Annotated in this window: 7 protein-coding genes and 2 riboswitches; of the genes, 4 read left to right on the plus strand and 3 right to left on the minus strand. The window is 72.2% G+C overall.

Features of this window, described 5'->3' with window-relative positions; genetic code table 11:
• Positions 1 to 167 precede the first annotated feature (167 nt).
• Complete coding sequence (locus HF526_RS33925) at positions 168 to 1,883, minus strand: NRAMP family divalent metal transporter (protein ID WP_169385748.1); 1,716 nt, start codon at positions 1,881 to 1,883, stop codon at positions 168 to 170.
• 497 nt (positions 1,884 to 2,380) lie between these two features.
• Positions 2,381 to 2,557, minus strand: a riboswitch (M-box (ykoK) riboswitch).
• A 190-nt stretch (positions 2,558 to 2,747) separates the two neighbouring features.
• Here HF526_RS33925 and HF526_RS33930 point away from each other — a divergent pair.
• From HF526_RS33930 to HF526_RS33940, 3 genes are all read left to right on the plus strand, one after another.
• Positions 2,748 to 3,062 (plus strand): ArsR/SmtB family transcription factor, encoded by a 315-nt coding sequence (locus HF526_RS33930; protein ID WP_239029488.1) that lies wholly within the window; start codon positions 2,748 to 2,750, stop codon positions 3,060 to 3,062.
• A gap of 428 nt (positions 3,063 to 3,490) precedes the next feature.
• A riboswitch (M-box (ykoK) riboswitch) is annotated at positions 3,491 to 3,667 on the plus strand.
• Between the two features lie 247 nt (positions 3,668 to 3,914).
• Complete coding sequence (locus tag HF526_RS33935; protein WP_169385750.1) at positions 3,915 to 4,109, plus strand: hypothetical protein; 195 nt, start codon at positions 3,915 to 3,917, stop codon at positions 4,107 to 4,109.
• 274 nt (positions 4,110 to 4,383) lie between these two features.
• On the plus strand, positions 4,384 to 4,764 hold the full coding sequence (locus tag HF526_RS33940; RefSeq protein WP_169385751.1) for a hypothetical protein: 381 nt from the start codon (positions 4,384 to 4,386) through the stop codon (positions 4,762 to 4,764).
• 45 nt (positions 4,765 to 4,809) lie between these two features.
• Here the strand turns inward: HF526_RS33940 and HF526_RS33945 are convergent, their stop codons facing one another.
• Complete coding sequence (locus tag HF526_RS33945) at positions 4,810 to 5,349, minus strand: DUF3558 domain-containing protein (RefSeq protein ID WP_169385752.1); 540 nt, start codon at positions 5,347 to 5,349, stop codon at positions 4,810 to 4,812.
• Positions 5,350 to 5,818: 469 nt separating this feature from the next.
• Here HF526_RS33945 and HF526_RS33950 point away from each other — a divergent pair, with 469 nt between their 5' ends.
• A complete protein-coding gene (locus tag HF526_RS33950) occupies positions 5,819 to 6,046 on the plus strand; it encodes a hypothetical protein (protein WP_169385753.1) in 228 nt (75 codons plus the stop codon).
• A gap of 130 nt (positions 6,047 to 6,176) precedes the next feature.
• Here the strand turns inward: HF526_RS33950 and HF526_RS33955 are convergent.
• Positions 6,177 to 8,041, minus strand: a 1,865-nt coding sequence (locus HF526_RS33955; RefSeq protein ID WP_275404307.1) for a carboxyl transferase domain-containing protein, incomplete at its 5' end; no start/stop codon positions are given.

The following is an 8,041-nucleotide window of genomic DNA, read 5'->3' on the forward strand; positions in this document are numbered from 1 at the left end:
GTCATGAGCATCACCCCCCAGCAGCCGGGTTGGCCGGCTGCTGGGGGGTGATGCTCATGACCAGGTTCCTTCCGTGGTCACCATGGGGTCACCGTGGGGTCACCGCGACGGGCCTCATCAATCCTGGCGCGCGGAGCCCGGCACGGGCAGGGACTGGGGGCATCGGCTCAGTGGCCGGCGAGGGCGAGTTGGACGACGCGGACGACGACCATGCCGGCGGCGATCACCAGGTAGCCGCGCAGCACGGTGAGCCCGATCCGGCGCCCGGTGCTCAGCTGCGGGCGGGTGAGCAGGGCCAGTGGGGGCATCCGCCAGGTGGCGCGCTGGCTGCGGTCGGACGCAGGCTCGCTCGTGTCCGCGGGGGCGGGGCGGACCCGGCGCTGGACCGCCAACGCGAGCCCGGCGAGCAGGGCCAGCCCGGTACCGGCGCCCAGGATGGTCAGGATCGCGGTGTCGGTGATGCCGGGGAACACCACGGCGGCGGTGAGCACGATCGACAGCATCACCAGCACGGCGATCACCGCGGAGGTGAAGACGTTGAGCGCGCGGCCGTTGACCCAGGGGCCGAGGACCTGGCGGTCGTTGCACAGCAGCAGCAGGAACACCGTGGCCGAGGGCAGCAGTACCCCGGCCAGGGTCTGCACGCCCTCGGTGAGCAGGCCCAGCGGGCTGCCCGGGATGACCACGATGACCGCGGCGCCGACCAGCAGCCCGGCGAACACGACGTAGAAGCCCTTGGCCTCGCGCGGGCTGCGGTGCAGCGAGTGCCGCAGCCCGAGCACGTCGCCGATCGCATACGCGGTGGCCAGCGAGACCGCGGCGGCGCCGATGATGGAGGCGTCGATCAGGGCCAGGGCGAACAGCACCCCGGCGGTGCGGTTCACGTACGTCGCGAGGCCTTCGGCGACCCCGCCGGCGTCGGTGAACTGCCCGAATTCGGGGGTGCCGGTGAACGCGGCCGCGCAGAACGCCATCATCGCCCCGGCCCCGAGGATGACGATGACGATGCCGATCCACAGGTCGGCCTTCTCGTAACCGATGAACCGCGGCGTGATCCGCTTGTCGATGACGTAGGACTGCTGGAAGAACAGCTGCCAGGGCGCCACCGTGGTCCCGACGATGGCGATGATCAGCAGCATCACCGTGGACAGCTCCGACCCGCCCGGCAGCCCGGGCACCACGAAATCGCGGGCAACCTGGCCCAGCGGGGGGTGCGCCATGACAAGGATCGGCACCAGCAGCAGCGACCCGGCCACCAGCACCAGGCAGACCTGTTCGAAGCGGCGGAAGTTGCCGGTCGAGGCGGCGGCCACCACCGCCACGGCGGCGATCAGCACCCCGGGGATCTTCGGCAACCCGAGGTAGGACAGCCCGAGGCTGATCCCGATGAACTCGGTGATGATGGTCAGCGCGTTGAGCGCGAACAGGTCGATCACGCTGAACGCGCCCCAGAACCTGCCGAAGCGTTCCAGGATCAGCCGGGCGTGCCCGACCCCGGTGACCGCGCCCAGGCGCAGCACCATCTCCTGGTTGACATACAGCACCGGGACCAGCAGCAGCAGCGTCCACAGCAGCCGGGTGCCATAGTTCTGCCCGGCCTGGGTGTAGGTGGAAAACGCGCCGGCGTCGTTGTCCCCGACCATCACGATCAGACCCGGGCCGACGATCGCCAGCAGCGTCTTCACCCGCGCCGACAGCGTGGACCGGGCGCCCTCGTCCCCCCGACGGATCGTGCCCAGCGCGCCCTGAATGTCGCCCAGGTGGGCCTCGTCCAGCACCGCGCTCCCACCCGGCGGGGCGCCGGTCTGCGCCGGCGCGGGCGACCGCGCCGTGACCTTCGCAGGCGAGCCCGGCGGGTTCGGGGCCGGCGGGTTCGAGGTCATCGGATCATCCCTTCGCCAGACCCGAGCGCGGGTGCTCGCCCACGCCCGGGCGCGGCGGTGCGGCCGCCGAACACGGCGGTCATCAACATCGGTCGCGGCGCAGGCGCCTGGCCGGCGCGCAGCAGACCCGCCCGGCCCGCCGCGGACGCCACGTCAACCGTCAACCGGACGTCATCACGCCCTCCCCGGCAGGCCGGCCGCCGGGCGGGCGCCAGCAGGTGCCGAGGCGAGAGGAAACCGGGTGGACGGGCGGAGCGGACAATGGCGTGCAACACAAGGTGGCTCATCGCGGTGATCCCGTCGGACAAGCACCCGGCAGCGAGCTAGACCCAGCCGGGCAGTCCCGGGGTCAGCCGTGGCCGGCGCGCGAAGTGGAAATGAGGAACCGGACTGGAACTGCCGTCGGAACCCATGTCCCCCACCTCCTCGCCGTCACGGCACACGCGGGTGCCACCAGCACGTCCACGCAGCAGAGGCGACCAGCACACGGTCAGGCCCGGGCACCCCCTCGTCAGAGCTTTGGCACTGCACGGCGTGATCCCACCCTTCACGGGCGGGAAGCCACTTGGGGTCACCCCTTTGGCCGGGGAGACCTGTCCTGACCCGGGGCGTCTCTCGACGTGGGGGGTCAGTGGCCTGTGTCCGCGCAGACGCCTCACCGAACGAGGTGCTACGCCACCCACTCCACTCCCCACCGACGCGACTGTCAAGTACATGCGCAATTGATATGATGCGCGCCACCCCGCGGTCACATTGCGCACGACGGTGGCCACGGCGTTCCTCTCCCTGCAGGAGGTGAGGGCAACGACCATGCACCCATCCGAGACCACGCCCTTGCCCGGCAGTAGGGATCCGGCCGACCCATTGGCTGCCGCCGCGCGCCTGGCCGGCCTGCTCGCCGCCCCGCTGCGACTGCACCTGCTGTGGCTGCTGGGCCAGCGCGACCACGACGTCGGCGACCTCGCCCACCGCGTCGGCGCGACCGTTCCCGCGGTCAGCCACCACCTCGCCAAACTGCGCCTGGCCGGACTGGTCACCGCCCGCCGCCACGGCCGAAGCCAGATCTACCGCGCCGCGGACCCCGCCGTGATCACCCTCGTCGAGCACCTCGTCGACCACGCCACCCCGACCACCAGCCCCCACACGGCCGGACACCGCTCAATGCGGGCTGCCCGATAGCCATCGACGATGGCCACGCCGCGGCACCGCGGCCGCCGCAGACCCGGCCGCCCCCGCGGCCACATACCCGCTCCTTCGACAGGAGCAGCGTGGATCGGCCCGTCTGACGCGCGGCCCCGCCGCAAGCCCCTTCAACGTCCACTGCCGCCAGCACGGGCTGCTCCCACTGATCGTGGCCCGGTCGCGTTGGTCCGCAGCGAGAGGGCATGGCTGATCTGGTCCACGATCTCGTTGCCGGTCAGTGACATGTTCTGCACGTCATCGATGCACCGCCTCGGCGGCGTGGTTGTCGCGGTAGTTGATGCCGGCGCGCTGCCCCGCGCCGCTGCCGTCGTCGGCGCGGCTGTGCGGGCCCCGCGTTAAAAGAGTCTTAACGTTTGCGCGACCGCTTGAAAGTGGCCGCGGGCGGGCGTGTACTCGAAGGCATTGCAGCACCTCGTTCGGTGAGGCGTCTGCGCGGACACAGGCCACTGACCCCCCACGTCGAGAGACGCCCCGGGTCAGGACAGGTCTCCCCGGCCTAAGGGGTGACCCCAGGTGGCTTCCCAACCCGGCAGGGCGGGATCACGCCGCGCAGTGCCAAAGCTCTGACGAGGGGGTGCCCGAGCCCGTCGCGCCTGATCTGGCCCAGGGCATCCTCGCTGCGACTGGCGTTTGTAGCGACACCCGCATGTGTCTTGACGGCAGGAGGTGGTGCGGAATGACATCCGGCAGTAGTTGCCACGAGTCCACTGCTGTGTTCCTCGGCACGCCCGCCTCCGTGGCCCGCCCGCTCACCCGTTAGACCGCCACTGTTTCGGTGGGTGGTGCCGAGCCGATCTCTCCACCCCTTGGGGCGAGAGGAGGCCTGCCATGTCGATCACTATCACGATTCCCGGTGTGGACTGCCGGGACGGTGTAGCCGGCGCCGCACGCGCCCTGGCGCCCCTGGCCACCGCGCTGCTGCTGCCGGTGCTGGAGGAGGCCGTCCCCGGGCTGGGCGTGGCCCTCGCCGTGACCCGGCTGGTCAGGCTGGGCGTGTCGGTGGGGAACGACCCGGTCCGGTGAGGACCCGGCCGCTATGCCGACCGATGAGTCAGAGGCAGCTGATGATCTCCAACCCGCGGCCCGGGTGCGAGGCACCCCGGTGAGGGGCGGCCCAGCATCCGGGGTTGCGGTGGCGGCGTCGATGCGGCGGCACGGACGCAACCCCACGAGATCGCCCGGGTGACCGGGATACCGCTGGTCATGACCCACCCGCCGCGGCCACATCACCCGCCTCATCAAGCGCCGCACACCGCCCGTCGGGCACGATGATCACCTGAGAGCAAAGGAGCCAGCCGTGTCCGTGGACGCGACCCCGACCCCACCCGCCGCCGACGGTGACCGGGCCACACCCGACCGCTGGGGCGACATCGCCCGGCTGCCGGCCCGCACCGTCGCCCGCGACCATCCCCGCCGCTGGGCCGACACCGGGCTCCCCGACAGCCTCGCCGATCTCGACACCCCGCTGGAGACGGTCTGGGCCGCGGCCCGCCTTGCCCTGGACGGCGCCGACCAACACACCCTCGCCCATACCCTCGGGCTCGCCGACGACGCCGCCCTGCGCATCATCGTCGCCACCACCGAACAGCTCATCGCCACCACCAGCGAGGCCGACAGCGAGGGCGACAGGGCCGATCCCGGCGAGCGCGGCGCCTCGGGCGGGGCGCCGCCGCCGTGAACTGCCGTGAGGCCGCCCGGACGCCCGGGCGACCGCGACCGGTGCTCAGGGGCTGCCGGCGTTGAGTTGCCCCACGATGGCCGTGGCCACCCGGTTGGCCTCCAGGCACGGGTCCGGCGGGGCGGGCGACGACGTCGCCCCTGGCCCGGCTCCGACGATGATCAGTGAGTGGTCGGCCACCCCGACCTCGACCGCACATCGCCCATCCTGCGCCGCCGGTGCCTCGCCGGTGTCGACGGCCGGATAGCCGGCGATGGTGGTCGGGGAGAAGTACGGATGCTCTGCTCGCTGCCGGTACAGGTCCGCCAGTCCGTGGCCGGGGTCGACACCGGCGGTGAACGACGGCCGCCCAGGACGAGTGGAGGCCCACCTGCAGACGGGCCCGCCGGCTCCGGGTTCGGGGGTGCCCGGGGCGACCAGCTGCAGTTGCGCGACGTGATCGGTGCGCAGCAGATCGCAGGGTTTCCCGACGTACGGGGCGGCGTCGAGCGGATCCAAGGTGATCGTCGACGGCGCAGGGGCCGCCGTCGAGCTCGACGCGCAGCCGGCCAGGACCAGCACCCCGGTGGCGGCCACCAACGACATCGCCGTAATCCGCATCACCACACCCCTCCGCGTCCCAGTTCCGGCGTGGTCTGTTCCTCCCTGGCCCAGTTCCAGCGTGGCCCGCCCAGCCTGGCGCGGCAACAGTTCTGAGAAGCCATCAGATGCAGGCGCAGCGCCGCCGTGCACGAATCGCCGTCCCGGCCATGACCAGCCAGGACCCGCTGCAGAAGGGTGACGGAATGATCAGACCGGCTATCCACGGGTCACGTTCTCGGGCGTCTTGACCCTCCACCGCTTCGGCGGACCCGACTCCGTCCGCAACGACGCCAGGGCAACGTCCGACGCCGGCGTGGGGCGCGCTCGCCGTTGATGCCATGGGCATCGCGACCGCGGTGACCGGGCGAGCGTTGCGTCTCGAGCGGTCGCCACGGTGGGCGTCCGCGGCGACGACCGCGCTGCGGGAGGACCCCGGCTTCATTCCCTGCTGACCGGCTTGTTGCGCAGTGATGTGGCAGTCTCGGTCGCCGACCCGGGCAGCGCGGTGGTGTGGAACGCGGACGTCGTGGCCTTGCGCGGCCTTGCGGGGGTGTGGCGGCTGCTTGTGGCGGTACCCGCCGCGCGAGCCGTCGGCGGCCAGTCCATGGCAGGTGATGCCCTCACCGTCGTATCCCGGATGCCCGTGCTCACCCCGCTGCGCTGGTCGAGCGGCTGGCCGGCGCGGTACGTGCTGAACTGAACGATCCGCTCACCCGGGCGGCCACGGGGAACGCACGACCGGCCCGCCTGCCGGCACCGCGGTCGCTGGACTCTGCCTGCTCGCCTGCGCGCTGATCGTCGGCTACGGACTGTACGTCCTCGTCGCCTGATCACCAGGTGTCCACGTTCCGCCGGCGCTTGCCCTCGGCAGGCACCGGCCGGAACGACCGGAAGCCCTCGACGATCCAGCGCCGGGTCCGGGCGGGGTCGATGACATCGTCGATCTCGAAGACGGTCGCGGTGTTGGTCGCCTTGCCGTCCTCGTACATGGTCGCCACCAGCTTCGCGAACAGTTCCTCGCGCTCCACCGGGTCGGCCACGGCCTCCAGCTCCTTGCGGTAACCCAGCCGCACCGCACCCTCCAGGCCCATCCCGCCGAACTCGCCGGTGGGCCAGGAGATGCAGAACGCCGGGGACTTCGTGCTCCCGCCGCCCATCGACTGCGCACCCAACCCGTAGCACTTGCGCAGCACGATCATCCCGATCGGGACCTCGACGTTCGCGCCGATCACGAACATCCGGGAGAAGTGCCGCACGGTCGCATCGCGTTCGGAGTCCGGGCCGACCATGAACCCGGGCGTGTCGCACAGCGACACCACGGGCAGCGCGAACGCGTCGCAGAGCTGCAGGAACCGGGCCGCCTTGTCCGCGGCGTCCCGGTCGATCGCGCCGCCGAGGTGGCGGGGGTTGTTCGCGATCAACCCCATCGGCCGGCCCTCGATCCGGATCAGCGCGGTGACCATCCCGGCGCCGAACCCGGGCCGCAGCTCCAGCACCGACCCGGCGTCGGCCAGGTTCTCGATCACGGCCCGGACGTTGTAGACGCGTACCCGGTTCTCCGGGACCAGGTGCCGCAGGACCCGCTGGTCGGGGGCCTCCCAGTCGGCGACCGGGCCCTGGAAGTAGGACAGGTACCGCTTCGCCACGGCGACCGCCTCGGCCTCGTCGGCGACCAGCACGTCGACCACGCCGTTGGGCACCTGCACGTCCATCGGCCCGATCTCCTCGGGCCGGACCACGCCGAGCCCGCCGCCCTCGATCATCGCCGGCCCGCCCATGCCGAGGTTCGCGTCGGCGGTGGCGATGATGACGTCGCAGCAGCCGGCCAGCGCGGCGTTGCCGGCGAAACAGCGCCCGGACACGATCCCGACCAGCGGCACCAGCCCGGACAACCTCCCGAACAGGTGGAACGCCGGGACGTCGAGCATCGAGACCCAGCTTCCGTCGGTGTCGCCGGGTCGCCCGCCCCCGCCCTCGGCGAACAGCACGACCGGGAGCCTGCGCCGCTCGGCCAGCTCGAACAGCCGGTCCTTCTTGCGGTGGTTGTGGAAGCCCTGGGTGCCGGCCAGCACCGTGTAGTCGTAGGACATCACCGCGCACTGCGCGCGGTCCGGCCCGACCAGGTCGCCGTTGATGCTCGCGGTGCCGGCGACCATGCCGTCGGCGGGGGTGCGCTCGATCAGGTCGTCGACGCTGCGGCGCTGGCGCTGCGCGGCGATGGCCAGGGCGCCGTACTCGACGAAGCTGCCCGGATCGCACAGGTCGTCGAGGTTCTCGCGGGCGGTGCGGTGCCCGGTGCGGCGGCGCCGCTGCACGGCTTCGGGGCGGGCCGCGTCGAGCCCGACGGCATGCCGGTGCAGGACGTGCGCGAGATCGTCGCGGATGTGGTCGAGATCGATCTCCGAGGTGGGCACCGCGGTGCCGGTGGCCGGGCCGTCGGTCTCGGCGAGGTAGACGGCGACGTCGCCGGCGGCCACCGTGTCGCCGACCGCGACGTCGACGCGCCGCACGACGCCCGCTGCCGGGGCCTCCACCAGGTGCTCCATCTTCATCGCCTCGAGCACCAGCAGCGCGCGGCCCGCGGCGACCCGCTCCCCCTCGGCCACCTCGACCCCGATCACCGTGCCGGGTGCGGGCACCCGTACCGCGACGGCGTCCCCGGGCGGCGGGGCCTGGGCGGCGGGCACGTCGGCGG

It is taken from the genome of Pseudonocardia acidicola (assembly GCF_012911935.1).
Taxonomy (GTDB): Bacteria; Actinomycetota; Actinomycetes; order Mycobacteriales; family Pseudonocardiaceae; genus Pseudonocardia; species Pseudonocardia acidicola.

Excerpts from the sequence above, each read along its gene's own strand:
- HF526_RS33945 (WP_169385752.1), bottom strand. The coding sequence starts at position 5,349 with ATGTCGTTGGTGGCCGCCACCGGGGTGCTGGTCCTGGCCGGCTGCGCG.
- HF526_RS33935 (WP_169385750.1), top strand. The coding sequence starts at position 3,915 with ATGTCGATCACTATCACGATTCCCGGTGTGGACTGCCGGGACGGTGTA.
- HF526_RS33925 (WP_169385748.1), bottom strand. The coding sequence starts at position 1,883 with ATGACCTCGAACCCGCCGGCCCCGAACCCGCCGGGCTCGCCTGCGAAG.